This is a genomic window from Streptomyces sp. NPDC001393, assembly GCF_053597455.1.
The window spans coordinates 70,159-89,877 of sequence record NZ_JBSFIH010000003.1 but is presented as its reverse complement, the minus strand read 5'-3'; the positions used below and the strand labels follow the sequence as shown (position 1 = coordinate 89,877).

15 protein-coding genes are annotated in these 19,719 nt (G+C 72.1%); 10 read left to right on the top strand and 5 right to left on the bottom strand.

Annotation, left to right across the window (positions count from 1 at the left end):
• Window positions 1-70 precede the first annotated feature (70 nt).
• The 3 genes from ACWC2T_RS05465 to ACWC2T_RS05455 form a co-directional block, all read right to left on the bottom strand.
• Window positions 71-340, bottom strand: a complete 270-nt coding sequence (locus ACWC2T_RS05465; protein ID WP_079161579.1) for a hypothetical protein — start codon at window positions 338-340, stop codon at window positions 71-73.
• Window positions 341-466: 126 nt separating this feature from the next.
• On the bottom strand, window positions 467-1,285 hold the full coding sequence (locus ACWC2T_RS05460; protein ID WP_450669145.1) for an anti-sigma factor: 819 nt from the start codon (window positions 1,283-1,285) through the stop codon (window positions 467-469).
• A complete protein-coding gene (locus ACWC2T_RS05455; RefSeq protein ID WP_351206788.1) occupies window positions 1,282-1,824 on the bottom strand; it encodes a sigma-70 family RNA polymerase sigma factor in 543 nt (180 codons plus the stop codon). Before ACWC2T_RS05455 ends, ACWC2T_RS05460 begins: the two co-directional genes overlap by 4 nt.
• A gap of 219 nt (window positions 1,825-2,043) precedes the next feature.
• Here ACWC2T_RS05455 and ACWC2T_RS05450 point away from each other — a divergent pair, with 219 nt between their 5' ends.
• The 4 genes from ACWC2T_RS05450 to ACWC2T_RS05435 all read left to right on the top strand — a co-directional run bounded on the left by ACWC2T_RS05450 (window position 2,044) and on the right by ACWC2T_RS05435 (window position 8,586).
• Window positions 2,044-3,603: a DUF4331 domain-containing protein gene (locus tag ACWC2T_RS05450; RefSeq protein WP_450669144.1), complete on the top strand. Its 1,560-nt coding sequence runs from the start codon at window positions 2,044-2,046 to the stop codon at window positions 3,601-3,603.
• A 94-nt stretch (window positions 3,604-3,697) separates the two neighbouring features.
• Entirely contained in the window at window positions 3,698-5,377 is a 1,680-nt protein-coding gene (locus tag ACWC2T_RS05445) for a hypothetical protein (RefSeq protein WP_450669143.1), read from the top strand.
• A complete protein-coding gene (locus ACWC2T_RS05440) occupies window positions 5,374-6,900 on the top strand; it encodes a HoxN/HupN/NixA family nickel/cobalt transporter (protein ID WP_450669142.1) in 1,527 nt (508 codons plus the stop codon). The genes ACWC2T_RS05445 and ACWC2T_RS05440 overlap by 4 nt, the downstream gene beginning before the upstream one ends.
• Before the next feature lie 60 nt (window positions 6,901-6,960).
• Window positions 6,961-8,586 carry a serine/threonine-protein kinase gene (locus tag ACWC2T_RS05435; protein ID WP_450669141.1) on the top strand — a complete coding sequence of 542 codons (1,626 nt, stop codon included), beginning with the start codon at window positions 6,961-6,963 and terminating at the stop codon, window positions 8,584-8,586.
• A gap of 18 nt (window positions 8,587-8,604) precedes the next feature.
• On the opposite strand, the gene ACWC2T_RS05430 is transcribed toward ACWC2T_RS05435, so the two are convergent.
• Window positions 8,605-9,399 carry an SGNH/GDSL hydrolase family protein gene (locus tag ACWC2T_RS05430; protein WP_450669140.1) on the bottom strand — a complete coding sequence of 265 codons (795 nt, stop codon included), beginning with the start codon at window positions 9,397-9,399 and terminating at the stop codon, window positions 8,605-8,607.
• Window positions 9,400-9,638: 239 nt separating this feature from the next.
• Here ACWC2T_RS05430 and ACWC2T_RS05425 point away from each other — a divergent pair, with 239 nt between their 5' ends.
• The 5 genes from ACWC2T_RS05425 (at window position 9,639) to ACWC2T_RS05405 (ending at window position 16,981) form a co-directional block, all read left to right on the top strand.
• A complete protein-coding gene (locus tag ACWC2T_RS05425) occupies window positions 9,639-10,037 on the top strand; it encodes a hypothetical protein (RefSeq protein ID WP_450669139.1) in 399 nt (132 codons plus the stop codon).
• Between the two features lie 379 nt (window positions 10,038-10,416).
• Window positions 10,417-11,238 carry a glycosyltransferase family 2 protein gene (locus tag ACWC2T_RS05420; RefSeq protein ID WP_450669138.1) on the top strand — a complete coding sequence of 274 codons (822 nt, stop codon included), beginning with the start codon at window positions 10,417-10,419 and terminating at the stop codon, window positions 11,236-11,238.
• A complete protein-coding gene (locus tag ACWC2T_RS05415) occupies window positions 11,235-12,353 on the top strand; it encodes a glycosyltransferase (protein WP_450669137.1) in 1,119 nt (372 codons plus the stop codon). Before ACWC2T_RS05420 ends, ACWC2T_RS05415 begins: the two co-directional genes overlap by 4 nt.
• Window positions 12,346-13,146: a polysaccharide deacetylase family protein gene (locus tag ACWC2T_RS05410; RefSeq protein WP_450669136.1), complete on the top strand. Its 801-nt coding sequence runs from the start codon at window positions 12,346-12,348 to the stop codon at window positions 13,144-13,146. Before ACWC2T_RS05415 ends, ACWC2T_RS05410 begins: the two co-directional genes overlap by 8 nt.
• The gene (locus tag ACWC2T_RS05405; protein ID WP_450669135.1) at window positions 13,139-16,981 is read left to right on the top strand and encodes a lipopolysaccharide biosynthesis protein; all 3,843 of its coding nucleotides are present in this window, start codon (window positions 13,139-13,141) and stop codon (window positions 16,979-16,981) included. The genes ACWC2T_RS05410 and ACWC2T_RS05405 overlap by 8 nt, the downstream gene beginning before the upstream one ends.
• A gap of 16 nt (window positions 16,982-16,997) precedes the next feature.
• Here the strand turns inward: ACWC2T_RS05405 and ACWC2T_RS05400 are convergent, their stop codons facing one another.
• Window positions 16,998-18,416 carry a GH39 family glycosyl hydrolase gene (locus ACWC2T_RS05400; protein WP_450669134.1) on the bottom strand — a complete coding sequence of 473 codons (1,419 nt, stop codon included), beginning with the start codon at window positions 18,414-18,416 and terminating at the stop codon, window positions 16,998-17,000.
• A gap of 186 nt (window positions 18,417-18,602) precedes the next feature.
• Here ACWC2T_RS05400 and ACWC2T_RS05395 point away from each other — a divergent pair, with 186 nt between their 5' ends.
• Complete coding sequence (locus ACWC2T_RS05395; protein ID WP_450669133.1) at window positions 18,603-19,712, top strand: DUF5925 domain-containing protein; 1,110 nt, start codon at window positions 18,603-18,605, stop codon at window positions 19,710-19,712.
• The last annotated feature ends 7 nt before the right edge of the window (window positions 19,713-19,719 follow it).

The following is a 19,719-nucleotide window of genomic DNA, read 5'->3' as shown; positions in this document are numbered from 1 at the left end:
GCTCAGCGGCTGTTCGACGGCGGCTCAGCGACCCCTCAGTGGCCGCGCGGCCAGGCCGCTCAACGGCTGCTCAGTGGCCGCCGAACAGCGAGCGACGCAGCCGGCGCAGTGGTGCGAAGAGGGAGACGCGGCTGACCCGCCTGCCCCGGTCGCTGCGCTGGTGTGCGGTGTCACGCGCCGTCAGCTCGCGCATCAGCGACGTCGCCTCGACCGTCTCCCGCTGCGGTATGGCGGGACCCGCCAGCACCGACAGATGGCGGTCGAGGCGCGAACTGGTCGCGCTGCTCCCGCAGGTGATCGCAGGGACCCTGGCCCTGCTGCGCACTGTTATCTGCTCCATGTCACTCCCCACCCGTACGAGTCCACCCGGCCCGGGCAGAGTAACCCTATCGCCCCAGGGGGGCACGCGTGTATCGCGTCCACAGGATTCACCTTCCCTGCAAGGCGGTTGACGATTCTTCTCTGACTACTCTCCGAATCCGACCGGTTTCAGGGTGAGTTGGACAATGGGCTGGCCGGTGGGCTGCGCTGAGCCGCCGTCGGGCTCGACGGTTACGGCGAGTGACGTCGAGGAGGTGTCGAGACCCCTGGCGACCAAGGGCGTGTCGCCCGCGAAGAGCCCGAGGGAGCGCGGCTCGGCGCGGGGGCGCATGAGCCAGAGCTGACGGACGCGGCCGGCGGGCGGGGTGCCGTATCCGCTCAGGGTGACGACGGCCTCCCGCTCCGAGGCGGAAGCGATCACTCCGATCGCGCGGCCCTGTGCGTCCTTGCTGGTGGTGGCGCGTGCGTCGGGAGCGGCCAGAACGTGGGCGATCTCACGTCCCCGGGCCTGCTCCGCGGTGAGCCGGTGCTGGGTGCGCTGCGCCTGCACCGCGAAGAGCGAGGCGACGACGAGCGCCGCCGCCGCGGTGGCCGTGGCGAACGGCACGAACAGGGGTCGCGTACTGGGCGTACGGGTGCGTCCCGGCGGGGGCTGGGTGCCCCAGACGTGCGGCGGCAGCTGGGGTGCGCGCTCCCGGGCCGGGGCCTGGGCCTGCTCCTGCGGGATGGTGCGCACGGCGGCCAGCACCCGCGCGCGCAGGGCGGGCGGCGCGTGGGCCGCCGTGGACCAGGCGAGGCGCACCGCGTCCTCGGCCAGCTCCCGCACCTCGGCGGCGCAGCGGTCGCAGCCCTGCAGATGTTTCTGGAACCGGCGCCGCTCGCCCGGTTCGAGGGCGTCGAGGGCGTAGGGCGCGGCGAGGGAGTGCAGGTCCTCGCGGCGCAGCAGCTTGCCGAGGATGCTCATGCGGCACCTCCCAGGCACTCGCGGAGCCGGGTGAGCCCGTCGCGCATCCGCGTCTTGACCGTGCCGAGCGGCAGTGAGAGCCGCTCGGCCACCTCACGGTAGGTGTAGCCGTCGTAGTAGGCGAGGGTCACGGACTGGCGCTGCAGGTCCGTGAGCCGGCGCAGGCAGCGGCGTACCCACTCGCGCTCCATGCCGGCCTCGACCTCCTCGGCGACCTGGTCGAAGGCGGGCTCCCCGGCCCGTACGGCCTCCCGCTGCTCACGTTCGCCGGCCGCGCGGGCGCTGCGCACCCGGTCGACGGCGCGGCGGTGGGCGAGGGTGAGGATCCAGGACAGCGCGCTGCCCCGGCCGGGGTCGTACCGGGTGGCCGAGCGCCAGGTCTCCAGCAGCACCTCCTGGGCCACCTCCTCGGACTGTGCGGGATCGCGCACCACGCGTCGTACCAGCCCGTAGACCGGACCGGACACCAGTGCGTACAGATCCTCGAACGCCCGCTGGTCGCCGTCCGCGACGAGCACCAGCAGCTCGTCGGCCCGCACGCGGGCCGCCTCTCCGTGGCCGCAGCCGGCTCTTCCGCGCACTCCACGCATCCGCACCACCGCACACCTCCCGCGGGAGATACGGATCAGCGGGCCGAAAACGCGGGTCGGGGCCTGCCCAAAGTTTTCCGGTGGATTTTCTCCGTCCGACCAATCCGCTCGGCGGGCCCGCTCCGAAGACCCGTGCGTCAACGGCAAGTCGGCACTGAGGACGGACGCATGACACCTCTCTTCTCCAGAGGCCCCTTCTCCAGGAGCGGCACGGTACGCAGGGGCCTGGTCCCGCTCCTGTGCAGTGCGCTGGCGGCCGGGGGGCTCGCGGCCGCCGGCGTCGCCACGCTGGCACCCGGGCCGGCCTCCGCCTCCTCCCACCGGGAGGCCCCGCTGATCTCGGGGACCCCGCAGTACGACAACACCGACCTGTACGCGTTCGTCAGCCCGGACAAGCCCGACACGACGACGATCGTGGCGAACTGGATCCCGTTCGAGGAGCCCGCAGGCGGACCGAACTTCTACACGTTCGCCGACGACGCCCAGTACGACATCCACGTCGACAGCAACGGTGACGCGCAGGACGACATGGTGTTCCGCTACACGTTCAAGACGCACACCAGGAACGGCAACACGTTCCTGTACAACACGGGTGCCGTGAAGAGCCTCGACGACCCCAACCTCAACGTCACGCAGACGTACAACCTCGATCTGATCCGGCTGAAGCACGGCCGCGAGGTGTACCGGACCAGGATCGCGGACAAGGTGCCGGTCGCACCCTCGGACGTCGGCAAGGCGTCCATGCCGGACTACGGCAAGCTGCGCGCCCAGGCCATATACAAGACGGCGGGCGGCGCCGCGACCTTCGCCGGGCAGGCGGACGACCCGTTCTTCGCCGACCTGCGCGTCTTCGACCTGCTGTACGGCGGCAACCTCAGCGAGGTCGGCCGGGACACCCTGCAGGGCTACAACGTCAACACCATCGCCCTGCAGGTGCCGAACGACCTGATCCGCGAGTCGGCCGGGCAGCCGGTCGTCGGCATCTGGTCCACCACCCAGCGCCGCAACGCGCAGGGCTATTACACCCAGGTCTCCCGCCTGGGCAACCCGCTGGTCAACGAGGTCGTCAACCCGCAGAAGGACAAGGACAGGTTCAACGCCTCGCAGCCCGCTTACGACGCCCAGTTCCTGAAGAACGTCACCAATCCCGAGCTGCCCAAGCTCATCGAGTCGATCTACAAGATCAAGGCGCCGTCCGAACCGCGCAACGACCTGGTCGACGTCTTCCTGAAGGGCGTCAAGGGCCTCAACCAGCCCCCGAACGTGCGTCCTTCGGAGGAGCTGCGCCTGAACACCTCCATCAAGCCGGCCATGCACCCCAAGCGTCTCGGCGTTCTCGACGGCGACAACGCGGGCTTCCCGAACGGGCGCCGGCTCACCGACGACGTGGTCGACGAGGCGTTGCAGGTCATGGAGGGCGAACTGGTCGGCTCGAAGAACGACTTGGGCGACGGCGTGGACAAGAACGACAAGGGCTTCGAGAAGTCCTTCCCGTACGTCGCCGAGCCCAACTCCGGTTCGCGCGGCCCGCTCGCCAAGGGCACGACGGCGGGCACGGACGTCCGCAGCCAGCTGGGCGACGCCCTGCAACCGGCCGGGTCCTCCGGCGGCTCCGGTTCCGGCAACACGGTGCTGATCGCCGCGTCGGCAGCCTCGGGCGCGGCCGGGATCCTGCTCCTCGGCACCGCGATCGGCTGGTGGCGCCGACGCATCCGCCGCCCGTACTGACCCCCGCCCCCACCCAGACCGGCGCGGCCCGTACCTTCCCCCTCCCCCACGGCGGGCCGCGCCTTCCACACGACCGACGGACGCAGGAGAGGGCATGGGCCCGCGCAGACAGAACGACGACGACATGGACGGGCAGACGGACAGCGGCGGAGGACCGACGGACAGCGGCGGCGAGCCGACAGACACCGGCGGCGAGCCGACAGACACCGGCGGCGAGCCGACAGACAACGGCGGCGGGCCGACAGACAACGGCGGCGGGCCGACAGACAACCGCAGGCCAACGGACATCGGCGGGCCAACCGACAACAGCGGCGGGCCAACCGACAACAGCGGCGAGCCGACGGACAGCGGCGACGAGCCAACGGTGGGCATGGGGCCGACTGCGGCGGAAGCGCCCTCGGCCGTCGGATCCGACCAGCGCGTGGCCGCCGTTCGGCGGTTCGCCGCTGCCGGGCGGCGTTGGCGGGCTGCGCAACTCGCGGGCTGTGCCGCGCTGTTGGCGGTCGCGCTGACCGGTGGGGCCATCGCCGTCGGGGCCGACCGGGCGCCCGTCACCGTGCCGGCCGCCTCCACCTCCGTGGACCCCGGCGCGCTCGGCGGCGGTGACCTGGACGCGGGCATCGCCGCGCTCCAGGCGCATCTGCGCACCCAGCCCAAGGACTCCGGCAGCTGGGCCACGCTGGGCCTGGCCTACGTCGAGCAGGCGCGGACCAAGGGCGATCCCGCCCGGTACCCGCAGGCGGACAAGGCACTGCGGCGGTCCCTCGCGCTGGCCCCTGAAAACGACCAGGCGCTGGCCGGCCGCGCCGCCCTCGCCGCCGCCCGGCACGACTTCAAGGACGCCCTGACCTACGCGGACCAGGCACTGCGGCAGAACCCCTACAGCGAGCGCGCGCTGTCCTCCCGTATCGACGGTCTGGTCGAACTCGGCCGGTATGCCGAGGCCTCGAAGGCCGCCGAGACCGCCGACGCACGCAAGCCGGGGGTACCGGTGTTCACGCGGTACGCGTATGTCCATGAGCTGCAGGGTGACGTGACGACCGCGCGCCGGGTACTGGAGCAGGCACTGGCAGGTGCCACTTCGCGGGGCGACATCGCGTACGTGGCCGCCCAGCTCGGCCAACTCGCCTGGAACCAGGGCGACTACAGGACGGCCCTCGCCGACTACGCCCGTGCTCTCGCCGCCGACGACACCTATCTGCCGGCGCTGGAGGGCCGGGCCCGGGCGCAGGCGGCGAGTGGGGACCGCGCGGCGGCGATCAGGGGGATGGAGACGGTGGTGTCGAGGTACCCGCTGCCGGGCCCGCTGGTCGAACTGGGCGAGCTGTACGAGGCGCGGGGCGCGGCCGGCGACCGGGCGAGGGCTGGGCGGCAGTACGCCCTGGTGAACGCGTGGATCGCGCTGGCCCGGGCCAACGGGGTCAACGCCGACCTCGACACCGCCCTGGCCGCCGCCGACCACGGCGACAAGGCGGCCGCCCTGCGCGCGGCCCGCGCCGAATGGGCCCGCCGGCACACCGTGCACACCGCGGACGCGCTCGCCTGGGCGCTGCACGTGAACGGCCGGGACACCGAGGCCCTGTCGTACGCCCGCCGGGCCACCGCCACCGGTTACCGCAATGCCGCCTTCCTGTACCACCGCGGCATGATCGAGCTGGCCACGGGCCGCCGCACGGCCGGCCGCGCCTCCCTCACCTCGGCCCTGCGTCTGAACCCCGGCTTCTCCCCGCTCGGCGCGGCCGAGGCCCGCAAGGCCCTGGAGGCGACGAAGTGAAGCCACGCCTCGCGTTCCTGCTGCTCGCCACCGGCGCCCTGGCCCTCCTGCCCGGCGGCACGGCGAGCGCCCATCCGCTGGGGAACTTCACCGTCAACCGCTACGACGGCCTGGTCGCCGCTCCCGGACAGCTGCGCGTCGACCACGTGGAGGACCTCGCCGAGATCCCGGCGACCCAGGCCGGGCCCGACCTCGAGCGGCTGGGCATGGCCGAGTGGGCCCGGCAGCGGTGTGCGCTGGCCGCCGAGGGCAGCAGGCTCACGGTGGACGGCCGTACGGCCACGCTGACCGCCGTCGGCTCCACGGCGCGGCTGCGTCCCGGTCAGGCCGGGCTGCACACCCTCCGGGTGGAGTGCCGGCTGACCGCGCCGCTCCCGCGCGGCGCCACCGTGACGCTCGGCTTCCACAGCGCGGGGGCCACCGGCGGGCCCGGGTGGCGGGAGATCACCGCGCGCGGCGACCGTATGACACTCACCGCGACGGACGTGCCGCAGACGTCGGTCTCGCACGAACTGACCGTGTATCCGAAGGACTTGCTGTCCTCCCCGGCCGACACCACCGCTGCCTCCGTGCGTCTGCGGCCCGGCGGTCCGGCCCTCGCCGAGGAGCGGCAGGCGGAACCGGGGGCCGCGATCCTGCCGCGGGGCGCCGACCGCTGGACCCGCGCGCTGGACGACCTCGTGGCCCGTCACGACCTCACCGTCGGCTTCGCCGCGCTCGCGCTGCTCGTCTCGATCGTCCTGGGCGCGCTGCACGCGCTCGCGCCGGGCCACGGCAAGACCCTGATGGCCGCCGCGGCGGCGGCACGCGGGGGCCGGGCGAGGCTGCGGGACGTGCTGCCGCTGGCCGCCTCGGTCACCGTGACCCACACCCTCGGCGTGATCGCCCTGGGGCTGCTCGTCACGGCCGGTTCCGCCGCCACGCCCTCGGTGATCGCCTGGCTGGGCATCGCGGGCGGTGCGCTGGTCCTGGCGGCGGGCGCCAACCTCGTACGGAGGGTGTGGCCGGCCCGCCACCATCACCCCCCGAACGATATGGAGCACACCCATGGGGAGCACACACATGGGGAGCACACCCATGAGGGACACGCCCACAGCCACAGCCACACCAGTGGCACCCACACTCATGGCGGCCACACCCACACCCACGGAGGCCACACCCACACCCATCCCACCGCCCCCACCCTCCGCGGCACCATCCTGCTCGGCTTCGCCGGGGGGCTCGTGCCCAGTCCCTCCGCCGTGGTGGTGCTCGTCGGTGCCGCGGCGCTCGGGAAGGCCTGGTTCGGGCTGCTGCTCGTCGTGGCCTACGGCGCCGGGCTCGCGCTGACGCTCAGCGCGGCCGGGTTCGCCGTGGTACGGCTGGGTTCGGGGCTGAGCCGGGTGCTGGAGCGGCGGCCGCGCTGGACCGCCCACCCGGTGGCCGCGCTGGTGCGCCGCTGCGTGCCGCTCGCCTCCGCGCTGGTCGTCATGGCCCTGGGGGCCGGATTGGTGCTCAAAGGGGCCGCATCGGCGCTTGGCTGAGCTAACTTGGGGTGACATCTCGCTACGGGGAGACATCACGCGACTGCCTTGGGGGCGCCCGTGTCCGAAGAGCCGGGCCGCGAACGTGTGATCGCGGGCCGCTACCGTCTGCTGTCCCCGCTGGGCGAGGGCGGCATGGGCACCGTGTGGCGCGCCCGGGACGAGGTGCTGCACCGCGAGGTGGCCGTCAAGGAGGTGCGGGCCCCGGCCGGGCTGCCGGCCTCCGACGTGGAGCGGATGTACGCACGCCTGGAGCGGGAGGCGTGGGCGGCGGCGCGGGTGGCCAACCGCAACGTGGTCACGGTGTACGACGTGGCCCTGGAGGGCGGCCGGCCGTGGATCGTGATGGAGCTGGTGCGCGGGCTCTCGCTCGCCGACCAGTTGGAGGCGGAGGGTCCGCTGTCGCCGCAGCGGGCGGCGCACATCGGTGCCGAGGTGCTGTCCGCGCTGCGCGCCGCGCACGCCGCCGGGGTGCTGCACCGGGACGTGAAGCCGGCCAATGTGCTGCTCGCGAACGACGGCCGGGTGGTGCTGACCGACTTCGGGATCGCCTCGGTCGAGGGCAGCTCCGCGCTGACCATGACCGGCGAGGTGGTCGGCTCGCCAGAATTCCTGGCTCCGGAGCGGGCGTTGGGCCGGACGCCGGGGCCCGAGTCGGACCTGTGGTCGCTGGGGGTGCTGCTGTACGCGGCGGTGGAGGGCGTCTCGCCGTTCCGGTACGACACCCCGATCAGCACCCTGCGTGCCGTGGTGGACGAGGAGTTGCCGCCGCCGCACCGGGCCGGTCCGCTCGCCCCGGTCATCGAGGGACTGCTGCGCAAGGACCCCGCCGAACGGCTGGACGCCGAGCGGGCGGAACACGAGCTGCGGATCGTCGCGGCCGGCGGAACGCCCCGGGCGGCCACGCTCCCGGTGCCGCCGTACACCGCCCCGACGGTCGCGGCCCCGCGCCCACAGCCGTCCCCCACCCCGCCGCCGCCCCTGTCCGGCACTCCGGCGCCCGCAGCGTCCACGACGTCCACGGCGCCCGACGGGCCGCAGCGCAACCGGCGGGCGGGCGCGGTGCTGGTGGCGGGCCTGCTCGTGCTGGCGCTCGCGCTGGCGGGGCTGACGTACACGCTGCTGAACCGTCACCACAGCGGCGGTCAGCAGAACGCGGGCGGCGGCAGCCGGGTGACCGGCGGTGCGCGGACGCCGAGCGGGCACGGCGGCACGGACTCGGGCACGACGGCGCCGCCGTCGCCGAGCGGCAGCACGTCGTCGGGCACACAGCCGGCGCAGTCCGTGGAGGTCACCGTGGCGGGCGCGCACACGACGTACTCCGGGAGCTGTCCGCCGCCGGCCGCGCAGACGCCCTCTTTCACGGCGACGTTCACGGTGGGACGGCTGCCCGCGCAGGTGGAGTACCGGTGGGTGACGACACGCGGATCGGTGTCCGACCCGGGGTGGCACACTCTGTCGTTCCCGGACGGCGGCGTAAGGACCCGGCAGGTGCAGGTGACGCTGACGGTCTACCGCGGCGGCGGGACGACCGAGGACCAGATCGGCGTGAAGGTGCGCGCACCCGTGCAGACCACGTCGAACGCGGTCCCCTTCTCGGTGAGTTGTACGACGGCCACGGCGACGGAGACCCCGTCGGGCGGGGCCTCCGCATCGGCATCGGGCTCGCCGTCGAGTTCACCCTGAGGGGCGAGCCCGTACGGGTCACGCGTTGTTCGTGAACACCGGCAGATAGCCGCCGGAGTGGCCGGCCGCGGTGGGATGGTACGACTCGCTGATGTCCAGCCAGTTGACGCTGTGCAGCCACGAGTCGCCGGAGCAGATCTCGTGGGTGGAGAAGGCGGTGCGGACGTCGCCGAAGACGAAGCCGTGGGCCTGGGCGCGCTTCTGGATGGCGGCGTCGATGTAGTCGGCCGCGTCGTTGATCGCGGACCGCTTGGTGTCGGAGAGCCCGAGGCAGGTCTGGCCGAGCAGGTAGAAGCGGGGGTAGCTGAGCACGACCACCCGGGCGCCGGGGGCCTTGGCGCTGATGGCGTTGTAGACGGTGTCCAGCTTGCCGGGGAGCGTGGAGTCGACGTACGCCTTGGCTGTGTTGATCCGGTCGATGCAGGCGCTGTCGGACTGGATCACACAGGTCGTCATGACGTCGGAGAAGCCGGCGTCGTTGCCGCCGATGGTGATGGACACCAGTGAGGTCGAGGAGTTCAGCGAGCCGAGCTGGTTCGCCATGACGTCGTCGGTCGTGGCGCCCGAACAGGCGTTGAAGGCGAACGAGGACGGGCTGTGGGCGGCGTTCCACAGGTACGGGTACGCCTTGGTGCTGCGGTCGCAGGAACCGCTGGAGCTGATGTAGCTGCCCGCGCCGACTCCGGAGGAGTAGGAGTCACCGAGTGCCACATAGCCCCCGGTCGCGGCTGTCGCGTGGCCGGCTCCCGTGAGACCGAGGCCGGCGGCGAGGAGGAGCGAGGCAACGAATCCGGTAAGTCGGGAACGTCTCATGGAACCTCCTTTAGCAGGATCTCTGCCACAACTGTCGTAGCAACTACGCGTGTTGACGGGAAGTGTCCATGCCAAGACTTTTGGGCTCTCAACAGGATCAACGCGAAATATTCACCGCTCAGGTATTGCGCGGACATGTCAGACCTGTTGACGGTTCGACAACCGGCGTCTTGACGACCCCACATGGACTGCGCCACATTGAAGCCCGGCATCTGGCGCGTCGGGGGGCAAAGTCGGCCATGCAGACCATAGGCATCAAGACATCTTCATTGCCGCTACTCGCGGGTGCCGCGACCGCCGTGGCGCTGACCGGCGGGCTGCTCGCTCTCGTCGATTCCACCTCGCCGCTGCGCGGCCCGTGCGCCCTGCTCTTCCTGCTCGCGGCGCCGGCCATGGCGCTCGCCGCGGCACTGCGCGGGCTGGATCCCTTCGGCCGGGCGCTCTGCGCGCTTGCGGGCTCGGTCGTCGTCAACATGCTGGTTGCCCAAGGCATGCTCGCGGTTCACCGCTGGTCGGTCCGCGGCGGGGTGGTCGCGGTGACCGCACTGAGCCTGCTGCTTCTGCTCCTGGTGCTGATCCGGGAACGAACGTCCGGAAAACGCACACAAGAGCGAGCAACACGGGCCAAAGTTGTGTAACGGCCAAACCAACAAAACTGTGAGGCAGTCCCCCAGGGGTTGCCTTTCGGGTTCAATCGTCAATACCGTCGTACATCTCACCCGCACCGGCACGTCGGCACACGGCTCCAGGGGAGGGCTCAGGGCCGCGGCGTCCACCGGTGCGGGGCGCGGTAGGGGGGTGCCGTGCTCGGTGACCGCAACTGTGACCGAGTCGTGCCGCGCGACCGGCTGCCGTTCTTCTCCGGCGGACCGGCCACTTTGCCAGCTCATCGGCGTGCACAGAGACCGATTGGGAGATCGGTTTCCCGTGCCGAAGATGAGAACCCCCCTTTCGAACCGGACACAGAGCCGGGCCGCCCGGGGGTGGGCGGTCCACCGGACGAGAGGGAAAAGACTCATGAGTTCCGTCCTGCGCCCGCCGAGTTCAGGGCAAGATCCTTTAATCGCCGCGCACTACCGGCCGATCTCCTCTCACCTCGCGATCACTCCGCCGGTGAGCGTGGTGATTCCCGCCATGAATGAGGCGGAGAATCTGCCCTACGTCTTCAAGACACTCCCGGACTGGATACACGAAGTCGTCCTGGTGGACGGCAATTCCACGGACGACACCGTCGAAGTGGCCCGTTCCCTGTGGCCGGACGTCAAGGTCGTCGAACAGCACGGCAAGGGCAAGGGGGATGCCCTGATCACCGGGTTCGAGGCCTGCAGCGGCGACATCATCGTGATGGTGGACGCGGACGGCTCGGCCGACGGCAACGAGATCGTGTCGTACGTCTCCGCCCTGGTCTCCGGCGCCGACTTCGCCAAGGGCTCGCGGTTCGCCAACGGCGGCGGCACCGACGACATGACCTTCATCCGCAAGCTCGGCAACCGGGCCCTGTGCGCAGTGGTCAACCGCAAGTTCGGAGCGCGCTACACCGACCTGTGCTACGGCTACAACGCGTTCTGGCGGCACTGCCTCGACAAGATCGACCTCGACTGCACCGGCTTCGAGGTCGAGACGCTGATGAACATCAGAGTGGTCAAGGCCGGTCTGAAGGTCCAGGAGATCCCGAGCCACGAGTACCTGCGCATCCACGGCACGAGCAATCTGCGGGCCGTGCGCGACGGGTTCCGGGTACTCAAGGTCATCCTGGGGGAACGCTCCAACCGGCGGGAACTGCGCCGCCAGGAACACCACTCGCCGATGCTCGACACGGTCCGGGGAGAGGTGTCTTGAGAGATCCCGGCATCTCCGTCGTGATCTGCGTGTACACCGAGGACCGCTGGGAGGACATCCTCGCGGCGGTCTCCTCGGTGCGCGCGCAGTCGTACCCCGCGCTGGAGACGCTCCTGGTCGTGGACCACAACCCGGCTCTGAAGGACCGGCTGGCCCGCGAGTACAAGGAGACCGAGGGCGTCCGGGTGCTGGCCAACGCGGGTCCGCGCGGCCTGTCCGCCGGCCGCAACACCGGCATCGCCGCCTCCCACGGCGAGGTCATCGCCTTCCTGGACGACGACGCCGTGGCCGAACGCGACTGGCTGCGCCGCTTCGCCGAGGGCTACGCCGACCCGCGCGTCATGGCGGTCGGCGGCCGTACGGTGCCCGTCTGGGCGTCGGGCCGGCGGCCGGCCTGGTTCCCGGAGGAGTTCGACTGGGTGGTCGGCTGCACCTACAAGGGCCTGCCGCCGGGCCGGGTCCGGGTGCGCAACGTGCTGGGAGGAAACGCTTCCTTCCGGCGTACGGCGTTCCAGGCGGCGGGCGGCTTCGCGACCGGGATCGGCCGCGACGGGGACCGCCGCCCGCTGGGCTGCGAGGAGACGGAACTGTGCATCCGCCTCACCCGGGCCCGCCCCGACGCCGTCCTGCTCATCGACGACCGCGCGGTGATCCACCACCGGGTGCCCGAACCGCGCGAGCACTTCGCCTACTTCCGCACCCGCACCTACGCCGAGGGCCTGTCCAAGGCCCTGGTCGCCCGGAGCGTCGGCGCGGACAAGGGGCTGGAGTCCGAACGCCGGTACACCACCAGGGTGCTGCCCGCGGGGGTCGCTCGTGGCCTGCGGGACGCCCTGCTGGCCCGGCCGGGCGGCGCGGGACGCGCGGGCGCGATCGTCGCCGGGGTACTGAGCGCCGCCGGCGGTTACGCGGTGGGGACCCTGCGTGCGCGCCGGAACGGCACGGCTTTCTCATCGGCACCGATCCAGGAGAGCGAGGAACGGCCCACAGGCAATACCGAGCCAACCCCGGACGACGGCGAACCGACCCGCGGCCGGGGTGCAGCGGTCGGCGCCGGTGGCGTGGAGGGCGCTGGGCACGGCGGGCGGCGGGGCCAAGGGGGGACCGATGACTGACACTTCCGTACCGATCCTCATGTACCACTCCGTCGCCACCTCGCCGAACGACGCCACCCGTGCCCTGTCGGTCGCGCCGGAGGCGTTCGCAGAGCAGATGGCGCTCATCGGTGACCTGGGCCTGACCCCGGTCACCACCGCCGACCTCGCGGCACGCTGGCGCACCGGCCGCCCGCTGCCCGCCCGGCCGGTGCTGATCACCTTCGACGACGGCTACGAGGGCGTGCACCGGCACGCGCTGCCCGTCCTCGCCAAGCACGGCTTCCCGGCCACCCTGTTCGTCTCCACCGGCTGGATCAGGGGCGCGTACGACACCGGGGGCGGCCTGGACGCCATGCTCGACTGGCGGCAGGTGCGCGAACTGGCCGCCGCCGGCGTCGAGATCGGCGGGCACAGCCACACCCACCCGCAACTCGACCAGCTCGGCGACGAAGCCCTGCGCACGGAACTGAGCCGCTGCACGGAGATCGTCGGGGAGGAACTCGGCGCCCGGCCGGTGTCGTTCGCCTACCCCTACGGCCACTCCGACCGCAGGGTCCGCCGGGCCGTGCGCGAGGACGGGTACGTCCAGGCCCTCGCCGTCGGCAACGCCCTCGCGCGCCGCCGTCAGGGGCCGTACGCACTCCGGCGGGTCACGGTCCGGCGCTCCACCGGCGTGGAGGAGTTCGAGCGGCTTCTCCACGGCCGGGCCGTGGCCCGCACCTTCGCCAGGGACCGCGCCCTCACCAAGGGCTACGCGCTCGTCCGCAGAGCACGCCAGGTTCGCCGGAAGGCCATCCGTTCCCGTGTCTGACACGACGACCACGACCGAGTCCACGACGACCGACGCCCAGGCGCCCGAGAGGTCCGGGCGCCGCCTCCGGCTGCCCGGCACCGGCCGGTCCTCCGGCGGCAGCCCGCTGTTCCGCAACGCCTACGCGCTGATGCTCAACACCGGCATCTCCGCGGTCCTCGGGCTCGGCTTCTGGCTGGCCGCGGCACGCTACTACTCCGAGTCGGCGGTCGGGCAGGGCTCGGCCGCCATCGCGGCGATGAAGTTCCTGGCCGGGCTGACCGCGGTGACCCTGACCGGCGCCCTGGCCCGGTTCATCCCGGTCGCCGGGAAACGCACCGGCCGGCTCATCTTCCGTACCTACGCGGGCAGTTCCCTGCTGGTGGCGTTCGCGGCGGGCGTCTTCCTGCTGACCCTGGACGCCTGGGGGCCGTCGTACCGCTTCCTGCACGGGACCGTCAACGGGCTCGGCTTCCTCGCGGCCGTCGCCGCCTGGAACCTGCTCACGCTGCAGGACGGGGTGCTGACCGGGCTGCGCAGCGCGACCTGGGTGCCGGTCGGCAACACCGTGTTCTCGGCCGTGAAGCTGGCCCTGCTCGTCGCGTTCGCCGCCGCCATCCCGACCACCGGCGTCTTCGTCTCCTGGGTGGCCGCGATCGCCACCTCGGTGGTGCCGCTGGGCTGGCTGGTCTTCCGCCGTCTCGTGCCCCGGCACATCAAGGCGACCGAGGGCCGCGCGGAGCCGCCGACGCTGCACCAGGTCGGCCGGTTCCTGGCCGGGGACTACACGGGTTCGCTGTTCTCGCTCGCGGTGATCTACCTGGTGCCGGTGCTCGTCGCCTCGCAGGTCAGCTCCGCGGAGAACGCGTACTTCTACATCGCCTCCACCATCGGCGGCACGACCGACCTGCTCGCCATCAACATGGGCGCGTCCCTGACGGTCGAGGGCTCCCACGACCCAGGAAGGCTGGCCGCCAACACCCGTGCCGCGCTGCGGCGGATGGCCCGGATCATGCTGCCGATCGCGGGCCTGCTGCTCATCGGCGCACCCTGGATCCTCGGCGTGTTCGGGGCGGGCTACGCGCACGCGGCGACCCCGCTGCTGCGCTGGCTCGCGATCGGCTCGGTGCTGCGGGTCGTGATCGAGACCTACTTCGCGGTGCTGCGCGCACGGAGTCGCACCGCCGGACTCGCCTGGCTGCAGGGCCTGTTGTGCGTGCTGACACTCGGCCTGACGCTGCTGCTCCTGCCCCGGATGGGGCTGACCGGCGCGGGCCTCGCCGAGGCCGGCAGCCTCGCGGTGATCGCCGCGATCGCCGCGCCGAAGCTCTGGAAGACCATCCGGACCGCGGCCGACGCCGTGCCCGACACGGCACCACCCGACGGGGACCTCGCCGACCTGGGGGCACCGGAGGTCCCGGTCCCCTCCCCGGCGCGCCGGCACAGCCCGGCCTGGGCGCTGGACTCCGACACCCTCGCCCTCGGCATCCACGTCGACTTCGACCACGTGGAACGCCGGCCGGACGTCCGCCCGGGCCCCGGCACCCCGCCCGCCGGTACGCCGCTGCCACCGCCGGCGCTTCCGGTCGGGCTCCCGGTGGAGGAGAGGGAGCCCGGCAGCGAGGCCTCGCTGGGTCCGGCCGAGGCGGAACTGCTGCGGGAGGCGGAGGCGGCGGAGGTGGACGCGCCGTTCACCGTGGAGGAGCTGGACGCGTCCGTGGGGAGGGCCGGCTCGGTGGTGGAGAGCGACGCGCCCCTCGCGCAGGAGCCGGCCGACCCGGCCGTACCGGAGGAGGCCGTGCCCGACGAGCCACCGGCCCCCGCCTCGCTCCGGCAGCGGCTGCTGCCCACCCGCACCGGTGTCCTCCTCGGCTGTCTGCTGACCGCCGCGCTGCTGCTGTACTGGGTGCCCGCGCTCCGGCTCGGCGAGGCCGACCTGGACCGGACGGGCGGGCTCGGGCTGATCTCGGTGCTGCCGCTGCCCACGCTGGTCGGAGCGGCCCTGCTGGTCGTCGTCTTCGCCGCGCTTCTCTGGCTGCGCCGCGAGCACCGGGCGCTGCTGCTGCTCACCCTGGTGGCGACGGTCGTCTCGCTGCACGCGCTGCCCGCCGTGATCGAGAGCGAGCCGCGGTTCCCGACGGCCTGGCAGCACCTCGGGTTCATCGACTACATCGACCGCACCGGGTCCGCCGTACCGGACCTGGACGCCCGCTGGAGCTGGCCGGGGTTCTTCGCGGTGGCCGCGTTCGTCGGCCGGGCCTGCGGGGTCACGGACTTCACCGAGGTCATCCGCTGGTGGCCGACGGCGATCCAACTCGCCTATCTGGTACCGATGTTCCTGCTCACCAGGTCCCTGCGGGCGAGCTGGCGGGCGAAGTGGACCGGCGTCTGGCTGTTCGTGCTGTGCGGCTGGGTCGGCCAGGACTACTTCTCACCGCAGGGCTTCACCTATCTGCTGTACCTGGTGTTCGTGGCGATCCTGCTGGTCTGGTTCCGCCCGCCGCGCGTGATCTGGACGAGGTTCCGTCCGGGCGAGGCCGAGGTGGAGCCGGCCGACCGCCGCCAGCGGGCCGTGCTGCTCCTCGTGCTGATCGGCCTGTACGCGGCGAGTGTGCCCGCGCACCAGCTCACCCCGTTCGTCATGCTCGGCGTGCTCGCCGCCCTCGTCCTGCTCGGCCGCTCGGAACTGCGCGGGCTGCCGCTGCTCTTCGCGGTGCTGGTGGCGGTCTGGGTGGGCTTCATGGCCGAGCCGTACTGGTCGGGGCACTTCAACGACCTGTTCGGCGGGGTCGGCGGGGTCGGCAGCAATGTCTCGACCTCCGTCTCCGGCCGGATCCAGGGCGGCAGTTCGACCCACAAGCTGGTGCTCTACACCCGGGTGCTGCTGGCCGGCTCGGTCATGGCGTTCGCCTGCTGGGGCTGGTGGCGCCGGCGCTTCCACCGCTACCGCGAACGCTCCCTGCTGGTGCTGACCTTCGTGCCGTTCCTGGGCTTCGGCATGCAGTCGTACGGCGGTGAGATGGCACTGCGTGTCTTCATGTTCGCGGTGCCGGGTGCGGCCCTGCTGGGCGCGCTCGCCCTCTTCCCGCGCACCGGTGTCACCGCGCAGGAGCGCGAGAAGGACCGGGTGAGCCTCGCCCCGCTGGCCGCGCTGCTGGCCGGGCTGCTGCTGATGGGCGGCTTCCTGGTGGCCCGCTGGGGCAACGAGCCGTTCGAGCGCACGCGGCCCGGCGAGGTCGCGGCCATGAACTGGGTGTACGCCCACGACAAGCCGACCCTGCGGCTGCTGTGGCTGACCCAGGACACGGTCAACGACGTGACTCCGGCGATGCCGTGGGGGTCGAAGGACATGGAGCGGGTGAACTATGTGCCCACTCTTGCCCCGACCGACCCGGTGCTGGTGTCGGGCCTGGTCAAGGCGCTCAAGGACGCCGGCCCGAACTCGTACCTGATGATCAACAAGAGTCAGGTGACCTATCTGCAGCTGGACGCGGGCTATTCCGCGACCTGGGCGCCCCGGCTGGTCGAGAACCTGGACAACCGGCAGGAGCTGACGAAGGTCCTGGTCAACGACGACGTCACCGTGTTCGCGCTGCGCAGGCAGCCGGCGGGGCCGGTGCCGCAGCCGAAGCCCGGGCCCATCGGGCCCCTGGTGACCTGGACCCCCTGGTCGGTGGTCGGCGCGCTGTCCGCCGTCGTCCTGATCCTGCTGCTGGCCGCGCGGGAGGTTCTGCGGGTCGCGCTCCGGCCGGGCGTGCGTCAGCTGCGGCTGCTCCAGGGCACCTTCTGGTTCGCGCTGCCGCTGCTGGCGGTGGTGCTGGCCTCGCTGGTGCAGCGGTTCCTGACCATGAAGTGAGGCAGGCTCGGCCGGGTCACCGGTCGAGCCACTTCACCTCGTAGGGCCGCATGTCGAACCGCTTGCCGTCGGCCTGGGCGGCGATCTGCCGGTTCTGCGTGTTGACCACGAGGACGGTCCGGGCCGTGGCCAGGACCCGGACGTCGGGTGCCTCATCGGCCGCCACGGACACGTTCTCGTACCGCGTCCCCGGCGGGAACGCCCTGGCGAACCGGAACACGAGGTCGTACATGGGAAGCGCCTGTCCCCCGCCGGCGCTGTCGGTGGGTGTCCACAGACAGCCGGCGCAGCCGGTGCCTGTCCTGTCCTCCGGGTTCCAGTAGAAGCCGGACTCCGCGCCGCCCTTGACCATGGCGATCATCCCGGTGGCCTGGACGGCGACCCGGTGCGGCTCGGTCCAGCCCTTGCGGTCGTCGTTGCCGTCGCCGGGCTCCACGTAGTACTCGGCCCACCACAGCGGCAGGTCGTGGGTCTGCTGCCGTACCCACTCACTGACCGCCGTCAGCTTGTCGGTGGCCGCGAACTCGTTCGGCAGCAGGTCGTCGTCGCGGGTGTAGCTGGAGCCGTCGACCACGGCGAAGTCGGCGCCGGCCTTGTGGGTGTTCCAGTAGGAGAAGGCGTCGAGCACCCGCTGGTCCATGGCGCCCCAGGGCCCCTTCACCGTGCGGGAGGCGTTCTGGTCGCGCGGGTCGACACTGTCCATGACCAGGTACGGCCCACCGACCATGATGTCCTTGTCGACCTTTTTCAGTGCCTGGTACACGAGGTTGTACATCTTCGTGTAGCCCTCGTAGTCCCAGCGGGACGCGGCGTCGTTCCAGAAGCCCTTGAACTCGTTCCAGACGATGAAGTGCTTCACGTCCGGGTAGCGCCGAGCGACGGTGGCGGCGAGGTCGGCGAAGTCCTGGTAGTGGTCGGGGGTGGGGGCGGTCTCCAGGGCGGCCTGGCTCCAGTTCGTGTTGCCGACGCCGGGCTTGCCGCCCTTCATCCAGTCCGGCGAGCAGCACAGGGTGATCACCGGGGTGCCGCCGGAGGCGCGCATGAAGTCGACACGGCGGTCGAGGGCGCCGAAGTCGTAATGCCCCCGGACCGGTTCGGGATTGTCCGCGCCCCACCCCATGATGTGCTGGTTCTGCGCCAGCCCGGCGTCCTGTCCGAGCAGCTTCTCCACGCGGGTGGTCGCCGCGCCGGCGCCCTCGTCGGCGCTGTACTGGGTGTGGGTGAAGCCCCAGCCGACGTACGGCTCCGGTTTCGCGCCGGGCCGGCCGGGGGTGCCGTGCACCGTGGCGCCGTCGCGTGTGGTGCCGGCCGTGCTGGGCCCGCCGGACAGCGTACTGACCAGGGTCACCACCAGGGCCAGCGCGACGGCGCCCACACCGAGCAGGGCGGTGAGCCGCCACCGCCGAGTATCCGAATCCCACCCATGACGTCCCATCGGGGACAACAGTAACGGCGGAGGCAGGGCCTCCGGAGGTCTTTGCAACACCGGGAACATGAGCGCCCCAAAGGGGCGCGGGGAACTGCGCGACCAGCCACGATGCGCCCGCAGACTCTGAACCGGCAATGGGCCACCCCGGCGAAATGCCGTGCGCACAGCACCTTCGTGCCGGATCATGGCCCCATGTCTGCGAACCCACACGACGCTCTGCCGATCCGGCTCCACGTCGACGACTCCGACTCGCCGTCCGACGTCGTCGACGCGCTGTTCCTCGGCCGCTTCGCGACGGGCGAGCAGCCGTACTCGCACGCGGCGAACATCGACCGCGTCCGCTCCGGCGCGACCCTGCTGCCCGACGGCGCCCGGGTGCTCCGGGTCGCCCGGGACGACGACCGCAGCGCCACCCTCGCCGAGGGCGACGGCTGGACCCTGCTGGTCTCCCGCTGGAACCGCGGCGCGGACGTCACGGTGACCGCGACCAGCGCCGAACTGGCCAAGAAGGTCCTCGACCAGGCCACGGACGGCGCCGCCGACGAGCCGGAGCCCCAGCCCGAGAACGTGACGATGGGCTTCTGGTACGTCTCCCCCAGGCGCGGCCCGCACCGCACCACCCGGCAGATCTCCGCGGGCACCTGGGACGAGGTCCGGCCCAACTACACGGCACCGGTGGCGGAGGCGATGGACCGCCTGATGCGGACGACCCCGGAGGACATCGCGGGCCGCCTGCTCCTCCTGCACGGCCCGCCGGGCACCGGCAAGACCTCCGCGCTGCGCACCCTGGCCCGCTCCTGGCGCGACTGGTGCCAGGTGGACTGCGTGCTGGACCCCGAGCGCCTGTTCTCCGACGTCGGCTATCTGATGGACATCGCGATCGGCGAGGAGGACTCGGCGGGCAAGGGCCGCTGGCGGCTGCTGCTGCTGGAGGACTGCGACGAACTGATCCGCGGCGAGGCCAAGCACACCGCCGGCCAGGCCCTGTCCCGGCTGCTGAACCTCACCGACGGCCTGCTGGGCCAGGGCCGCAACGTCCTGGTCGGCGTCACCACCAACGAGGACCTGGAGCGCCTGCACCCGGCCGTGGTCCGCCCCGGCCGCTGTCTGGCCCGCATCGAGGTGGGCAGGCTGACCCACCGGGAGGCGGTGGACTGGCTCGGCAGCGAGGCCCAGGGCCGGGAGGACGCCGTCGGCCGGGACGGGGCGACGCTGGCCGAGCTGTACGCCCTGCGCCGGGGCACGGCACCGACCTCGGTGCCGGGGGCGCGGGACGGCGCGGACGCGGGCCTGTACCTGTAGTGCTTTG